The organism is Caldimonas thermodepolymerans, from assembly GCF_015476235.1.
GTDB lineage: Bacteria > Pseudomonadota > Gammaproteobacteria > Burkholderiales > Burkholderiaceae_C > Caldimonas > Caldimonas thermodepolymerans.
Map to the genome: position 1 here is coordinate 1,685,196 of NZ_CP064338.1, position 15,336 is coordinate 1,700,531.

At 69.8% G+C, this 15,336-nt stretch carries 14 protein-coding genes; 11 read left to right on the plus strand and 3 right to left on the minus strand.

What is annotated here, in order from left to right:
- Nucleotides 1-13: 13 nt before the first annotated feature.
- Nucleotides 14-490 carry a YhbY family RNA-binding protein gene (locus IS481_RS07920; RefSeq protein ID WP_104356527.1) on the minus strand — a complete coding sequence of 159 codons (477 nt, stop codon included), beginning with the start codon at nt 488-490 and terminating at the stop codon, nt 14-16.
- A 20-nt stretch (nt 491-510) separates the two neighbouring features.
- On the opposite strand from IS481_RS07920, the gene IS481_RS07925 reads away from it, so the two are divergent.
- From IS481_RS07925 to phoR, 11 genes are all read left to right on the plus strand, one after another.
- Complete coding sequence (locus tag IS481_RS07925) at nt 511-1,173, plus strand: RlmE family RNA methyltransferase (RefSeq protein WP_104356528.1); 663 nt, start codon at nt 511-513, stop codon at nt 1,171-1,173.
- 143 nt (nt 1,174-1,316) lie between these two features.
- Nucleotides 1,317-3,224, plus strand: a complete 1,908-nt coding sequence (gene ftsH, locus IS481_RS07930; protein ID WP_104356529.1) for an ATP-dependent zinc metalloprotease FtsH — start codon at nt 1,317-1,319, stop codon at nt 3,222-3,224.
- Nucleotides 3,225-3,319: 95 nt separating this feature from the next.
- Complete coding sequence (folP, locus tag IS481_RS07935) at nt 3,320-4,159, plus strand: dihydropteroate synthase (RefSeq protein WP_104356530.1); 840 nt, start codon at nt 3,320-3,322, stop codon at nt 4,157-4,159.
- 52 nt (nt 4,160-4,211) lie between these two features.
- Nucleotides 4,212-5,546: a phosphoglucosamine mutase gene (gene glmM, locus IS481_RS07940; RefSeq protein WP_104356531.1), complete on the plus strand. Its 1,335-nt coding sequence runs from the start codon at nt 4,212-4,214 to the stop codon at nt 5,544-5,546.
- Nucleotides 5,547-5,707: 161 nt separating this feature from the next.
- Complete coding sequence (gene pstS, locus IS481_RS07945; RefSeq protein ID WP_104356532.1) at nt 5,708-6,745, plus strand: phosphate ABC transporter substrate-binding protein PstS; 1,038 nt, start codon at nt 5,708-5,710, stop codon at nt 6,743-6,745.
- Nucleotides 6,746-6,869: 124 nt separating this feature from the next.
- The gene (gene pstC, locus IS481_RS07950) at nt 6,870-7,850 is read left to right on the plus strand and encodes a phosphate ABC transporter permease PstC (protein ID WP_104356533.1); all 981 of its coding nucleotides are present in this window, start codon (nt 6,870-6,872) and stop codon (nt 7,848-7,850) included.
- Complete coding sequence (gene pstA, locus IS481_RS07955; RefSeq protein ID WP_104356534.1) at nt 7,847-8,713, plus strand: phosphate ABC transporter permease PstA; 867 nt, start codon at nt 7,847-7,849, stop codon at nt 8,711-8,713. Before pstC ends, pstA begins: the two co-directional genes overlap by 4 nt.
- Nucleotides 8,714-8,728: 15 nt before the next feature.
- Entirely contained in the window at nt 8,729-9,514 is a 786-nt protein-coding gene (gene pstB / locus IS481_RS07960) for a phosphate ABC transporter ATP-binding protein PstB (protein WP_104356535.1), read from the plus strand.
- Between the two features lie 25 nt (nt 9,515-9,539).
- A complete protein-coding gene (gene phoU / locus IS481_RS07965; protein ID WP_104356536.1) occupies nt 9,540-10,247 on the plus strand; it encodes a phosphate signaling complex protein PhoU in 708 nt (235 codons plus the stop codon).
- A 40-nt stretch (nt 10,248-10,287) separates the two neighbouring features.
- Nucleotides 10,288-10,989 carry a phosphate regulon transcriptional regulator PhoB gene (phoB, locus tag IS481_RS07970; protein WP_104356537.1) on the plus strand — a complete coding sequence of 234 codons (702 nt, stop codon included), beginning with the start codon at nt 10,288-10,290 and terminating at the stop codon, nt 10,987-10,989.
- Nucleotides 10,990-11,002: 13 nt separating this feature from the next.
- The gene (phoR, locus tag IS481_RS07975) at nt 11,003-12,319 is read left to right on the plus strand and encodes a phosphate regulon sensor histidine kinase PhoR (RefSeq protein WP_232529504.1); all 1,317 of its coding nucleotides are present in this window, start codon (nt 11,003-11,005) and stop codon (nt 12,317-12,319) included.
- Here phoR and IS481_RS07980 read toward each other — a convergent pair.
- Both IS481_RS07980 and IS481_RS07985 read right to left on the minus strand, forming a co-directional pair.
- Nucleotides 12,301-13,662 (minus strand): MATE family efflux transporter, encoded by a 1,362-nt coding sequence (locus IS481_RS07980; protein ID WP_165908602.1) that lies wholly within the window; start codon nt 13,660-13,662, stop codon nt 12,301-12,303. The genes phoR and IS481_RS07980 overlap by 19 nt on opposite strands.
- A complete protein-coding gene (locus tag IS481_RS07985; RefSeq protein WP_104356540.1) occupies nt 13,659-15,308 on the minus strand; it encodes a hypothetical protein in 1,650 nt (549 codons plus the stop codon). The genes IS481_RS07980 and IS481_RS07985 overlap by 4 nt, the downstream gene beginning before the upstream one ends.
- Nucleotides 15,309-15,336: the final 28 nt, after the last annotated feature.

Below are 15,336 nucleotides of genomic sequence, written 5' to 3' on the forward strand. Positions count from 1 at the left end.
GGCGCGGCCGGCCTCACTGGCCGGCCAGCTTCTTCTTGACGCTGGTGGCGCGCGGCTTGGCGCGCTTGATGCTGCCGCCGGGGGTCACGCGCTGGTTGCCCAGTACGGTCACCTTCTTCACCTGGGGCCGCTGGCCGCCGCGCTTCGAGTACTTGATGATCTTGACGGTCTTCGGGCCGGGCTTGCGGTCCTCGTCGGGGGCCTTTTCCTTCGGGGGGATGGGGCGCCACAGCACCAGCAGCTTGCCGATGTGCTGGATCGGCGCGGCGTCGAGCCGGCCGCTCAGCTCGGCGAGGATGCGTTCGCGTTCCTCCCGGTCGTCCGAGAACACCCGTACCTTGATCAGGCCGTGGGCCTTGAGGGCGGCGTCCGTTTCCTTCACGACGGCAGGCGTCAGGCCCTCGGCGCCGACGTAGACGACGGGGTCGAGGTGGTGGGCGGCCGCGCGGTGTTCCTTGCGCTCGGCCGGGGTCAATTGGATGGCAGGCATCTGCGTATTATCGTTGGGCAATGAAGATCAAGACCAAGAGCAAGAAGGTTAACAAGGCGTGGCTGCATGACCACCTCACCGATCCGTACGTGAAGCTGGCCCAGAAGGAGGGCTACCGTTCCCGCGCCGCGTACAAGCTCAAGGAAATCGACGAGGAGATGCAGCTGATCCGGCCCGGGCAGCTGGTGGTCGACCTGGGGGCGGCCCCGGGCGCCTGGAGCCAGTACGTGCGGCGCAAGTTCGCCGGTGCCGGGGCGGCGGCCGGCGAGCTCGACGGCACCATCATCGCGCTGGACCTGCTCGACTTCGAGCCGATCGAGGGGGTGACCTTCATCCAGGGGGATTTCCGCGAGGACAGCGTGCTGGAGCGCCTGAAGGAGGCGGTCGGCGGTCGCCCGGTGGACGTCGTGGTGTCGGACATGGCGCCCAACCTGTCCGGCATCGAGGTGTCGGATGCGGCCCGGATCGCCCACCTGGTGGAGCTGGCGGTCGAGTTCGCCCAGGCCCACCTGAAGCCCGAGGGGGCCCTGGTCTGCAAGGTGTTCCACGGCAGCGGCTACAGCCAGCTGGTCGAGCTGTTCAAGCGCACCTTCCGGATGGTCAAGGCGATCAAGCCGAAGGCCTCGCGGGACCGCTCCGCAGAAACCTTTCTGGTCGGCCGGGGTCTGAAACGGGTCGGCTGAGCCCGGGCTGCCGACCGGCGGCAAAGACTTGTCGCAAGCGTGGGAAACGTCGGGCGGGGCCTTGTCTTGAGTGGTCTAGAATCGTCCCAATCTAGGCGGCTGACGCTGGTTTATTGGATTCAGAGTTCGGAGAAGGAACCGCGGTGAACAATCAATGGTTCTCGAAAGTGGCCGTTTGGCTGGTGATCGCGTTGGTGCTGTTCACCGTTTTCAAGCAGTTCGACCGGGGTGTCGCGACTGCCGGCCAGATCGGTTACTCCGATTTCCTGGAAGAGGTGCGCAACGGCCGCATCAAGCAGGTCACCCTGCAGGAAGGCCCCGGCGGGGCCGAGATCGTTGCGCTCACCAATGACGACCGGCGCATCCGCACCACGGCCACCCATTTCGACCGGGGCCTGGTCGGCGACCTGATCAACCACAACGTCAAGTTCGACGTCAAGCCGCGCGAGGAGCCCTCGCTGCTGATGAGCATCCTCATCAGCTGGGGGCCGATGCTGCTGCTCATCGGCGTGTGGATCTACTTCATGCGGCAGATGCAGGGCGGCGGCAAGGGCGGGGCGTTCAGCTTCGGCAAGAGCCGTGCCCGCATGCTCGACGAGAGCAACAACTCCATCACCTTCGCCGACGTGGCCGGCTGCGACGAGGCCAAGGAGGAGGTGCGCGAGCTGGTCGACTTCCTGAAGGACCCGCAGAAGTTCCAGAAGCTGGGCGGGCGCATCCCGCGCGGCGTGCTGATGGTCGGCCCGCCGGGCACCGGCAAGACGCTGCTGGCCAAGGCGATTGCCGGCGAGGCCAAGGTGCCGTTCTTCTCGATCTCCGGTTCCGACTTCGTCGAGATGTTCGTCGGCGTCGGCGCGGCGCGCGTGCGCGACATGTTCGAGCAGGCCAAGAAGAACGCGCCCTGCATCATCTTCATCGACGAGATCGACGCGGTGGGCCGCCATCGTGGCGCCGGCCTGGGCGGCGGCAACGACGAGCGCGAACAGACGCTGAACCAGATGCTGGTCGAGATGGACGGCTTCGAGACCAACCTGGGCGTGATCGTGATCGCCGCGACCAACCGTCCGGACATCCTGGACCCGGCGCTGCTGCGCCCGGGCCGCTTCGACCGGCAGGTCTACGTCACGCTGCCTGACGTGCGCGGCCGCGAGCAGATCCTGAACGTGCACATGCGCAAGGTGCCGATCGGCACCGACGTGCGGCCGGACATCCTGGCACGCGGCACGCCGGGCTTCTCGGGCGCCGACCTGGCCAACCTGGTCAACGAGGCGGCGCTGTTCGCCGCGCGCCGCAATGCCCGCGTGGTCGAGATGCAGGACTTCGAGAAGGCCAAGGACAAGATCCTGATGGGCCCGGAACGCAAGTCCATGATCATGCCCGAGGAGGAGCGCCGCAACACCGCCTACCACGAGGCCGGGCACGCGCTGGTGGCCAAGCTGCTGCCCAAGACCGACCCGGTGCACAAGGTGACCATCATCCCGCGCGGCCGGGCGCTGGGCGTGACGATGCAGCTGCCCGAGGGCGACCGCTACAGCATGGACAAGGAGCGCATGCTCAACACCATCTCGGTGCTGTTCGGTGGCCGCATCGCGGAAGAGGTGTTCATGAACCAGATGACCACCGGCGCGAGCAACGACTTCGAGCGCGCGACGCAGATCGCCCGCGACATGGTCACCCGCTACGGCATGACCGACGAGCTGGGCCCGATGGTCTACGCCGAGAACGAGGGCGAGGTGTTCCTGGGCCGCTCGATCACCAAGCAGGTGAATGTCTCGGAAGAGACCATGCAGAAGGTCGACAAGGAGATCCGCAAGATCATCGACCAGCAGTACGCGGTGGCGCGCAAGCTGATCGAGGACAACAAGGACAAGATGCACGCGATGGCCAAGGCGCTGCTCGAGTGGGAGACCATCGACGCCGAGCAGATCGACGACATCATGGCCGGCCGGCCGCCGCGTCCGCCCAAGGACTGGACGCCCAACGACGGCAAGCCGGGCGGCGACGGCAACGCGCCCTCGGTCAACACCGACGGTGCGCCGGCCACGGCCTGAGCGCCGCAGGCATCCGACGACGGGGCTTCGGCCCCGTTTTCGTTTCTGTCCCCCGCGTTTTCCGTTCCGACCCGACCAGACCACCAGGAGTGCCGATGAACCCTTGCTGGCAGACCAGCCGCTTCCGCATCGACCTGTCCCGCCCGCAGGTGATGGGAATCGTCAACGCCACCCCCGATTCGTTTTCCGACGGCGGGCAGCATGCCGACCTGCGCTCGGCCCTGGCCCATTGCGAGCAGTTGCTGCAGGAAGGCGCCGACATCCTGGACATCGGCGGCGAATCCAGCCGGCCGGGGGCCGACCCGCTGCCGCTGGACGAGGAACTGGCCCGGGTGGTGCCGCTGGTGAAGGAGGCGGTGAGGCTGGGCGTGCCGGTCTCGGTGGACACCTACAAGCCCGAGGTCATGCGCGCCGTGCTCGACCTGGGGGCCGACATCGTCAATGACATCAACGCGCTGCGCGCGCCGGGGGCGGTGGAGGCGGTGGCGGCGCACCCCGCCTGCGGCGTGTGCCTGATGCACATGCGCGGCGAGCCCAAGTCCATGCAGCTTGACCCGCGCTACGGGGACGTGGTGGGCGAGGTCGCCGCCGAGTTGCGCGAGCGGGCCGAGGCGGTCCGGGCTGCCGGCGTGGCGGCCGAGCGCATCGTGCTGGACCCGGGCTTCGGCTTCGGCAAGACCGTGGACCACAACTTCGAGCTGCTCGCCCGCCAGGCCGAGCTGCTGGCGCTGGGCTACCCGCTGCTGGCCGGCTGGTCGCGCAAGTCCTCGCTGGGGGCCGTGACCGGCCGGCCGGTGCAGGAGCGCCTGGCCGCGAGCGTGGCCGCCGCGCTGGCGGCCGTCCTGCACGGTGCGCGCGTCGTGCGTGTACACGATGTCGCGGCGACTGTCGATGCCCTGAAAGTGTGGCGTCGCGCCGGCCTGCCGGGCATCTGAAGCGGTGAAAATACCGGCCGCGACGTATCTATCGAGCACACGAAGGGATCCGATGAGCAGGAAGTATTTCGGGACCGACGGCATCCGCGGCACCGTCGGCCTGGCCCCCATCACGCCGGATTTCGTGTTGCGGCTCGGCCATGCGGTCGGGCGGGTGCTGCTGCAGGACCAGTCGCGCGCCACGGTGCTGATCGGCAAGGACACACGCATCTCCGGCTACATGCTGGAGTCGGCGCTGGAAGCCGGTTTCTCGTCGGCCGGGGTGGACGTGCTGCTCAGCGGCCCGCTGCCGACCCCGGGCGTGGCCTACCTGACCCGGGCCCTGCGCCTGGACCTGGGCGTGGTGATCAGCGCCTCGCACAATCCGTACCCGGACAACGGCATCAAGTTCTTTTCCGCGCGCGGGGAGAAGCTGCCCGACGAATGGGAAGAGCGCGTCGAGGCCGCGCTGGCGGAGGCCCCGCAGTGGGTGGACTCCGCCCGCCTCGGCAAGGCGCGCCGCCTGGACGATGCCCAGGGGCGTTACGTCGAGTTCTGCAAGAGCACCTTCGGCAACGAGCTGTCGCTCAAGGGGCTCAAGGTGGTGGTCGACGCGGCCCACGGTGCCGCCTACCAGGTCGCGCCGCTGGTGTTCCATGAGCTGGGCGCCGACGTCATGACCATCGGCTGCAACCCGGACGGCCTCAACATCAACGAGCGTTGCGGTGCCACCGCTCCGCAGGCACTGGTCGAGGCGGTCAAGGCGCACGGCGCCGACTACGGCATCGCGCTGGACGGCGACGCCGACCGCCTGCAGCTGGTCGACCGCGACGGCCGCCTGTACAACGGCGACGAGCTGCTCTACGTGATGGTCAGCGACCGCCTGTCCAGCGGGCAGGGCGTGCCCGGGGCGGTCGGCACGCTGATGACCAACATGGCGGTGGAGCTGGCGTTGCAGCGCCGCGGGGTGAGTTTCGTGCGTGCCAAGGTGGGCGACCGCTACGTGCTCGAGGAGCTGGTCGCGCGCGGCTGGCAGCTGGGCGGGGAGGGCTCGGGTCACCTGCTGGCGCTGGACAAGCACACCACCGGCGACGGCATCATCAGCGCGCTGCAGGTGCTGCAGGCGGTGATCCGCTCGGGACGCTCGCTGGCGCAGCTGCTGGAGGGGGTCACGCTGTTCCCGCAGACGCTGGTCAACGTGCGCCTGCAGCCGGGGCAGGACTGGAAGTCCAACACCCGCCTGGCCGGCGAGCAGGAGGCGGTGCTGGCCGAGCTCGGCGCGCGCGGCCGCGTGCTGATCCGCCCGTCCGGCACCGAGCCGCTGCTGCGCGTGATGGTCGAGGCGGAAGATGCGGCGCTGGCGCAGCGCTGCGCGAACCGTCTGGCCGACGCGGTGCGCGCCGGCTGACGGCCACCGGCCCGCGCGGGCGTTCCCCGCCGCCGGGCGGCGGGGCCCCTGTGCCTTGTGGCGCCCCGGCTGGCGGTGTCACGATGGTGTCACATGCGGCACCTACAGTTCGCGGCAGTCGAGGTGTTTCCTCATGACCCGCAGCTGAAAAGGTGTTTCGCATGAAGCTTTCCCCGATCCGATGGGCGCTTGCCGCCTGCGCGCTGGCCGGTGCGGCCGGCATGGCTTCGGCCCAGAACGTCACTGGTGCCGGCGCGTCCTTCCCGGCGCCGGTGTACGCGAAATGGGCTGATGCCTACCACAAGGCCACCGGCGTGCGCATCAACTACCAGTCGGTCGGCTCCGGTGCCGGTCTGCGCCAGATCAAGGCAAAGACCGTGGACTTCGGAGCCTCCGACGCACCGCTGAAGGACGAAGAGCTGGCCCGCGACGGGCTGGTGCAGTTCCCGACCGTGATCGGCGGCGTGGTGCCGGTGGTCAACCTCCAGGGCGTCGCGCCCGGGCAGCTCAAGCTGACCGGTGCGCTGCTGGGTGACATCTACCTCGGCAAGGTCACCCGCTGGAACGACCCGGCGATCGTGGCGCTGAACCCTGGCGTGCCGCTGCCGGACGCCCGGATCGCGGTGGTGCGCCGGGCCGACGGTTCCGGTACCACCTTCCTGTTCACCAACTACCTGTCCAAGGTGAATCCGCAGTGGCAGGCCCAGGTGGGCGAGGGGACGGCGGTGAACTGGCCGACCGGCGCCGGTGGCAAGGGCAACGAGGGCGTGTCGGCCTTCGTGCAGCGCCTGCCGAACTCGATCGGCTACGTCGAGTACGCCTATGCCCGGCAGAACCGGATGTCGCACGTGCAGCTGCGCAACCGGGACGGGCAGTTCGTCGCGCCCGAGGAGGCCAGCTTCAAGGCCGCGGCGGCCGGGGCGCGCTGGGAGGAAAGCTTCTACCAGGTGCTGACCGACCAGCCCGGCAAGGACGCCTGGCCGATCACCGGCGCCACCTTCATCCTGATGCACCGGGCCTCCGACCGGCCGCAGCAGAGTGCGCAGGTGCTGAAGTTCTTCGACTGGGCCTACCGCCAGGGGGATGCAATGGCCTCGGAACTGGAGTACGTGCCGCTGCCGGAAAGCGTCAAGGCGCTGGTGCGCAAGCAATGGAGCACGCTGACCGACACGGCCGGCTCGCCGGTCCTGGCGCAGTGACCCGCACCGTCCCGGCCGCAAGCACCACACGAAGGGGGCGACGGGCACGTCGCCCCGAACCTGCATGAACGACGACGGCATGGCGGTCGCTACACTCCCTGCATCCGAATTCAAGCCTCGACACATGGACGAGACGACCAGCTCCCTCGGGGAGCCGCCGGGCGCGAGGACGCTGTCCCCCTGGGGCGACCGCGTGTTCGCGGCGCTGGCGCATGGCGCCGCGCTGCTGACGCTGGCCCTGCTCGCCGGCATCATCGCGGCGCTGGCCGTGGGGGCCGCGCCGGCCATCGAGGCGTTCGGGCTGCGCTTCCTGTGGAGCGCGGACTGGGATCCGGTGCAGGACCGCTACGGCGGCCTGGTGATGATCTACGGCACGCTGATGACCTCGTTCATCGCGTTGCTGATCGCGGTGCCGGTGAGCTTCGGCATTGCGCTGTTCCTGACCGAACTCTCGCCGCGCTGGCTGCGGCGGCCGCTGGGCATCGCGGTCGAGTTGCTGGCGGCGGTGCCGTCCATCGTCTATGGCATGTGGGGCCTGCTGGTGTTCGGGCCGGTGCTGTCGACCTGGGTGCAGCAGCCGCTGCAGGCGGCGTTCGGTGAGGTGCCCGTCCTGGGCGCGCTGTTCTCGGGACCGCCGGTGGGCATCGGCATCCTGGCTGCCGGGATGGTGCTGGCGATCATGATCATCCCGTTCATCGCCTCGGTGATGCGCGACGTGTTTGAGGTCACGCCGGCCATGCTGAAGGAATCGGCCTACGGCCTGGGCGCGACCACCTGGGAAGTGGTCTGGAAGGTGGTGCTGCCATATACCAAGGCGGGCGTGATCGGCGGGATCATGCTGGGCCTGGGGCGGGCGCTGGGCGAGACGATGGCGGTCACGTTCATCATCGGCAACATGAACCAGCTCGGCTCGTTGTCGCTGTTCGAACCGGCCAACAGCATCACCTCGGCGCTGGCCAACGAGTTCGCCGAGGCGGCTGAGGGGTTGCACCAGGCTTCGCTGATCTACCTGGGGCTGGTGCTGTTCTTCATCACCTTCGTCGTGCTGGCCTTGTCCAAGCTGTTGCTGCTGCGCCTCAAGCGCCGTGAAGGAACCCGGGCATGAAGTTCGACGCGCGCGATGCGTCCCGCCTGGCGAGCCTGCGCCGCCGGCAACGGGTCAACGACGTGGCACTGGCGTTGTCGCTGCTGGCAATGGCCTTCGGCGTGTTCTGGCTGCTGTGGATCTTGTTCGAGACGCTGCGCCAGGGCCTGGGCGGCATGGCTTTGTCGCTGTTCACCGAGATGACGCCGCCACCCCTGCAGGAGGACGGGGGGCTGGCCAACGCGATCTGGGGCTCGCTGCTGATGGTGACGCTGGCCACGCTGATCGGCACGCCGGTAGGCATCTTCGCGGGCATCTACCTGGCCGAGTACGGCCAGCGCGGCTGGCTGGGCAGTGCAGTGCGCTTCATCAACGACATCCTGCTGTCGGCGCCGTCCATCGTGATCGGCCTGTTCATCTACGCCGTGGTGGTGGCCCCGCTGCGAGGCTTCTCCGGCTGGGCCGGCGTGCTGGCGCTTGCGCTGATCGTCATCCCGGTGGTGATCCGCACCACCGAGAACATGCTGGCACTGATCCCGAACGCGCTGCGCGAGGCGGCCTACGCGCTGGGCGCCCCGGAATGGAAGGTGGTTGCCTCGGTCACGCTGCGCGCCGCGCGTGCCGGCGTGGTGACCGGCGTGCTGCTGGCGCTGGCGCGCATTTCCGGCGAGACCGCACCGCTGCTGTTCACGGCCCTGTCGAACCAGTTCTGGACCTCGGACCTCGGCGAGCCGATGGCCAGCCTGCCGGTGACGATCTTCAAGTTCGCGATGAGCCCTTACGAGAACTGGCAGCAGCTGGCCTGGGCCGGGGTGTTCCTCATCACGCTGGGGGTGCTGGTGCTCAACATCGTCGCGCGCGTGCTGCTGCGCAACCGCGACTGAACCGGAAGCAAGAGAATGGACGCAAGAGTCGAACTGCCGGTGACCGAGAAGCCCAAGCTCTCGGTGCGCAACCTGAACTTCTACTACGGCAGCTTCCATGCGCTGAAGAACATCAGCCTCGACATCCCGGAGCGCAAGGTGACGGCCTTCATCGGCCCCTCGGGCTGTGGCAAGTCCACGCTGCTGCGCACGTTCAACCGCATGTACGAGCTGTACCCCGACCAGCGGGCCGAAGGCGAGATCCTGCTCGACGGCGAGAACATCCTGCACTCGCGCCTGCCGGTGGCGCTGCTGCGCGCCAAGGTCGGCATGGTGTTCCAGAAGCCCACGCCGTTCCCGATGTCGATCTACGACAACGTCGCCTTCGGCGTACGGCTGTTCGAGAACCTGCCGCGGGTGGAGATGGACGAGCGGGTCGAATGGGCGCTGCGCAAGGCGGCGCTGTGGGACGAGGTCAAGGACAAGCTCTCGCAAAGCGGCGCCAGCCTGTCCGGCGGCCAGCAGCAGCGCCTGTGCATCGCGCGCGGCATCGCCATCCGGCCCGACGTGCTGCTGCTCGACGAGCCGTGTTCGGCGCTGGATCCGATCTCGACCGCCCGCATCGAGGAGCTGATCCACGAGCTGAAGAACGACTACACCGTGGTGATCGTGACCCACAACATGCAGCAGGCGGCGCGCTGCTCGGACTACACCGCCTACATGTACCTGGGCGACCTGATCGAGTTCGGCCCGACCGACGAGCTGTTCATGCAGCCGAAGAAGAAGGACACCGAAGACTACATCACCGGCCGCTTCGGCTGAGCCGGTGCAGGCCACGGAGCACGTCATGAGCGACAAGCATCTGTCCACGCAGTTCGATGCCGAGCTGAGCGGCATCTCCACCCGGGTGCTCGAGATGGGCGGGCTGGTCGAGTCCCAGGTGGCGCAGTCCATCCAGGCGCTGACCCGTTTCAGCAGCGACCTGGCAGCCGAGGTGATCGCGACCGAGGAGCGCGTCAACCAGATGGAAGTCGAGATCGACCGGGACCTCTCGACCATCATCGTGCGGCGACAGCCCACCGCGCGCGACCTGCGCCTGCTGATCGCGATCTCCAAGACCATCGGCAACCTGGAGCGCGTCGGCGACGAGGCCACCCGCATCGCACGCACCGTGCGGCGCCTGGTCGACACCGGCGTGTTCGGCCGCGTGCGCCTGCCGGTCTCCGACGTGTCGTTCGAGGCGAGCCTCGCGACCGCGCAGCTGCGCAAGGCGCTCGACGCCTTCGCCCGGCTGGATGTCGATACGGCGCTGGCGGTGCTCAAGGAGGACGACCAGATCGACCAGGAGTTCGACGGCCTGATGCGCAAGCTGATCACCTACATGATGGAGGACCCGCGCACGATCTCGGCCAGCATCGACCTGGTGTTCGTCGCCAAGGCCATCGAGCGCGTCGGTGACCATGCCAAGAACGTGGCCGAGCAGATCATCTACATCGTCAAGGGGACCGACGTGCGCCACATCCCGATGGAAAGCGTCGAGTCCGCCATCCGATGAAGCAGGGTGCGGGAAGGATGAACGACGCAAGGACGCCGTCATGAGCCGGGTGCTGGTGGTCGAGGACGAAAGCGCGATCGCCGAGCTGATCGCGATCCATCTGCGCCATGCCGGCCACGAGGTCACGGTGGTCGCGGATGCGGCCAGTGCGGCTGCGGAGGTCGACCGGGTGCTGCCCGACCTGGTGCTGCTGGACTGGATGCTGCCGGGCCACAGCGGCCTGTCGCTGGCGCAGCGCTGGCGTGCACAGGCACGCACGCGGGAGCTGCCCATCATCATGCTGACCGCGCGCGGCGAGGAGCCGGACAAGGTGGCCGGGCTGGATGCCGGTGCGGACGACTACGTCACCAAGCCGTTTTCCACCAACGAGCTGATGGCGCGTATCCGCGCGGTGCTGCGGCGCAAGGCGCCCGAGGCGTTGGATGCGCCGGTACAGGTCGGCGCGCTGCGCCTGGACCCGTCCACGCGCCGGGTCTCGCATGGCGACCAGGAGGTGAAGCTTGGGCCGACCGAGTTCCGCCTGCTGCACTTCCTCATGACCCACCCGGAGCGGGTGCACAGCCGGGTGCAGCTGCTCGACCGCGTCTGGGGCGACCATGTGTTCATCGAGGAGCGCACGGTGGACGTGCACGTCAAGCGCCTGCGCGAGGCGCTGGCGCCCGTGCACTGTGCGGCGATGATCGAGACGGTGCGCGGCGCGGGCTACCGGCTCACGCAGCCACGCCCGAGTGCGGCCGGCTGAGCCGATGGGCTGGATGCTGCGACGCGTCGCTGCCGTGCTGGCCTGCATGCTGGCCGGCGCGGCCGCGGCCCACTGGCTGTCGCAGCGCTTCGGCGCGCCGCCGTGGGCAAGCCTGCTGGGTGCGGGCCTGGGCGTGGCGCTGGCGGCCGGCTTTGACGCGCTGCTCGGCCAGCGCCTGGTCCACTGGTTGCGCGGCGAGCAGCAGGGGCCGGCACCGCGCGACGGCGGCCTGTGGGGCGAGCTCGGCTACCGCATCGAACGCGCGATCCGGCTGCGCGAGCGCGCCACTGCGCACGAGCGGGACCGGCTGGCGCAGTTCCTGTCGGCGATCGAGGCCTCGCCCAACGGGGTGATGCTGCTCGACGCCGACGACCAGATCGTCTGGTGCAACCACATGGCGGCCGAGCACTTCGGGCTCGACCCGCAGCGCGACCTGCGCCAGCGGATCACGAACCTGGTGCGCATGCCCGCCTTCGTCGAACACCTGCAGGCCGGCGATTTCGACCATGCGATCGTGCTGCCGCAGGTACGTGACAAGGCCACGCTGTCGGTCGCGGTGCGCGGCTACGGCGAGGCGATGAAGCTGGTGCTGTCGCAGGACATCACCGAGCGCGAACGTGCCGAGACGATGCGCCGCGATTTCGTCGCCAACGTCTCGCACGAGATCCGCACGCCGCTGACCGTGCTGGCCGGCTTCATCGAAACCCTGCGCGACCTGCCCCTCGCCGAGGCGGAGCGCCAGCGCGTGCTCGACCTGATGGCGCAGCAGGCACGCCGCATGGACACCCTGGTCGGCGACCTGCTGACGCTGGCGCAGCTGGAAAGCAGCCCGCCGCCCCCGAACGACCAGTGGGTCCCGGTCGCGCGGCTGCTGGAGGTGGTCGAGACCGACGCGCGCACGCTCTCGGCCGGCCGGCACGAGCTGCGCGTCGGCGCTGCCGGTGCGGCCGAGGTGGCCGGCTCGGAAACCGAGCTGCTCAGCGCGCTGGCCAACCTGGTCAGCAATGCGGTGCGCTACACGCCCCCGGGGGGGCGCGTCGAGGTCCTGTGGCACGCCCGGCCGGACGGGGCGGGCGAGTTGCTGGTCCAGGACACGGGCATCGGCATCGCGAAGGAGCACCTGGCGCGGCTGACCGAGCGCTTCTACCGTGTCGACGGCAGTCGCTCGCGCGAGAGCGGCGGCACGGGGCTGGGACTGTCCATCGTCAAGCACGTGGTGCAGCGGCACGGCGGCGAACTGCAGGTGCACAGCGAACCGGGACAGGGCTCGCGGTTCTGCATCGTGCTGCCCGCCTGGCGGGTGCGCGGGCTTCAGCGGCCCGAGGGCTGAAGGGCGCGCCGCGACACGCTGCGGTACAGCAGCACCAGCGCCCCGGCGACGAGCGCGAGCGCGGCCGCGTTGCCGAACCAGAAGCCGCTGGCGCCGAGCAGCCAGTCAGGCGTGCGGCCGCCCAGGTCGAACGCGAGCATGTAGCCCCCGGCCAGCCCGATGCCCCACAGCCCGACCGCGTAGCCGATCGCCGGCACCAGCGCGACGCCGTAGGAGCGCAGCGCGAACGCGGTGGCGACCTGCGTCGCGTCGAACACCTGGTACAGCGCGATGTAGAGGAACAGCCCCGAGGCGGCCGCACGCACCGCCGCATCCTGGGTGTAGGCGGCCAGCAGCAGGGGGCGCGCGAGCAACAGCAGCAGGCCCAGCACCACCGCCAGCCCCACCGCGAGCGCGATGCCCTGCCAGCCGGCGATCCGGGCCAGGCGCGCATCGCCTGCGCCGCGCAGCTGCGCGACCCGGGCGCCGGTGGCGATCGCGATCGACAGCGGCAGCATGTACATCACGCTGGCCAGGTTGGCCACGATCTGGTGCCCGGCCAGCGCGACGGTGCCGAAATGCGAGATGAACACCGCCATCAGCGTGAAGGCGGTGACCTCGAAGAAGTAGGCCGCGCCGGTGGGCAGGCCCAGGCGCAGCAGCTCGCGCTGCGCCGCCCAGCGCGGGCCTTCCCAGCGGCGCCACAGCGCGAACGGCCGGTAGATCGGGTGCAGGCGCAGCATCACCAGCGCGAACAGCAGCAAGGCCGCGTGGATCACGACGGTGGCGAGCGCGCAGCCGACCACGCCCAGCGCGGGCAGGCCGGCGCCGCCGAAGATGAACCAGGCGTTGAGCGGCACCTTCAGCACCAGCGACAGCAGCTGCAGCAGCGTCACCAGTAGCGGCCTGGAGATGCCCTGGTTCAGCCCGGCGTAGCAGCGGAACAGCAGCGACAGCGGCAGGCCGAAGGCGAGCACGTGCAGGTAGTCGCGCACCTGGACCGCCATCTCGGGCGTGCTGTGCGCCAGCGCCAGCACCGCATCCGGCCACCACAGCAGCAGGCAGCCCGGCAGCGACACGCCCAGCGCCAGCCACAGCCCTTGCCGGAACGCCTCGCCGATGCGCTCGGGCGCGTGCGCCCCGTGGTGCTGGCCGATCACGGGGATCAGCGCCTGGACGATGCCCGCCAGCCCCACGTGCAGGCTGATGTAGACGGCCATGCCGATGGACAGCGCCGCCAGGTCGGTGCTGGCGTAGCGCCCGGCCATGATGGTGTCGGCCACGCCGAAGCCGATGGTGGCCAGCTGGCCGAGCAGGATCGCGCCCGCGTCACGGGCGATGCCACGCCACGGCGCCGTCATCATCGCGGCGCCGGGTCGCGGCGGTAGACGTAGGTGAACTCGTTGCGGTCGGTGGGCCGGCGCTCGCGGGCGACGAACTGCCAGCCGGCCGGCGCGGTACGCGTCCGCCCACCCAGGACGAGCAGGTGGTCGCAGGCCTGGGCACCGGCAGCACGTTCGTCGACGACGCGGAAGCCGCCCAGAGCCTCCAGCGCCGCGACCTGGTAGCGCGGCAGGTCGCGCGCGACCACGCACGCCGCCGGCGGCAGGTGCGCCGACAGGCGTTCGACCAGCGGCCGTTCGCTGCGTGCGTAGTCGAGCACCGGCAATCCCAGCGTCATCAGCAGCAGCCAGCACAGGGCGACGCCGCTGCCTGGCAGCACCAGGCTGCGCCACAGCACCTCGCGGTTGCGCCCGGCGCGCCAGCGCACCAGCCACACCCATGCCAGCGTGCCCAGCAGCGCGGCGAGCAGGGCCGGCAGCGAGAACTGCGGCTCGAAGCCGGGCGCGAGCTTGCGGATGTTCATCAGCGGCTTGGCCGGCACGCCGACCTGCATCGAGGCGTAGATCACCCACAGCGCCAGCGCGCAGGTGCTGAAGAAGAACACCGAGAACCAGTCGATCGCCGAGGCGACCCCGCGGCGCAGCGTCGGCAGCGAGAACGCGGCCAGCACCGCGAGCGAGGGCAGGGCGAGCAGCAGGGCGCGGTCCGAGCCGTTCATCAGCACGCACGAGGCCAGCGCGACCAGGGCGGTGGACAGCGGCACCGCGATGTGGCGCTTGAGCAGGTGGCTGCGCCAGCGCCACAGCGTCCAGGCCACCAGCGGCCAGGTCGGCCAGGTGAACCAGACCAGCAGGCGGACGAGCTGCCGCGGGCTGGACGCCGACAGCTTCCACTGCCACGCGTCGAAGGCGGTGGCGGTCAGTGCGCCCAGCAGGAGTGCCGCGCCGACCCAGGGCGCGAAGCGGCGCGTCTGCGGCAACTCCGAACGCAGGCAGGTGAGCAGCCCCACGGCCCCCAGCGCCAGGCCGATGGTCGGGGCGCCGCTGCCGGCCATCAGCGGCAGCGCGGCGAGCATGGCCAGGCGCGACTGCAGGCTGCGGTGCTGGTTGGCCGCCAGCCCGTAGGTGTAGAGCCCGACGCCGGTCAGCTGCAGCAGTTCCGGCGTGGTCTCGTGCCCGAGCTGCAGCAGGCCGAGCGTGGCGACCAGCGCGAGCAGCGCGCCGTCGGCGATCGCACGCGCGTAGTCGACGGGATGGGCCTCGCCGCCGAACGCGAAGGCCACCGGCTGCGCGGCTTCGGAGCGGGCGAGGTGGTAAGTGGTGTACCAGGTCAGCATCAGCACCGCGACCAGCAGCAGCGCGAACGGGACGCGCGCCGCCACGGCCGGGTCGAGCACGCCGCCCAGCAGGTGGATGAAGGCCGCTCCCAGCCAGTAGGGGAACAGGCCGACTTCCGGGGGCACGCCGCCGACCACCGGGTGCCACAGGTCGGCGCCGCCGCGCGCCAGGCTGTGCATGAAGCCGAAGGCGGTCAGGTCGGCGCTGCGCCAGGGGTCGCGGCCGAACAGGCCCGGGATCACGTAGGCGGCGCAGAACAGCAGCAGCGCAAGGCGCGGCAGCCGTTGCGCAGCGCGTTGCGTGACGATGGCAGGCGTGGGCTGGTTCACGGACGGGGGGCAGGGTTCACCGATGCTG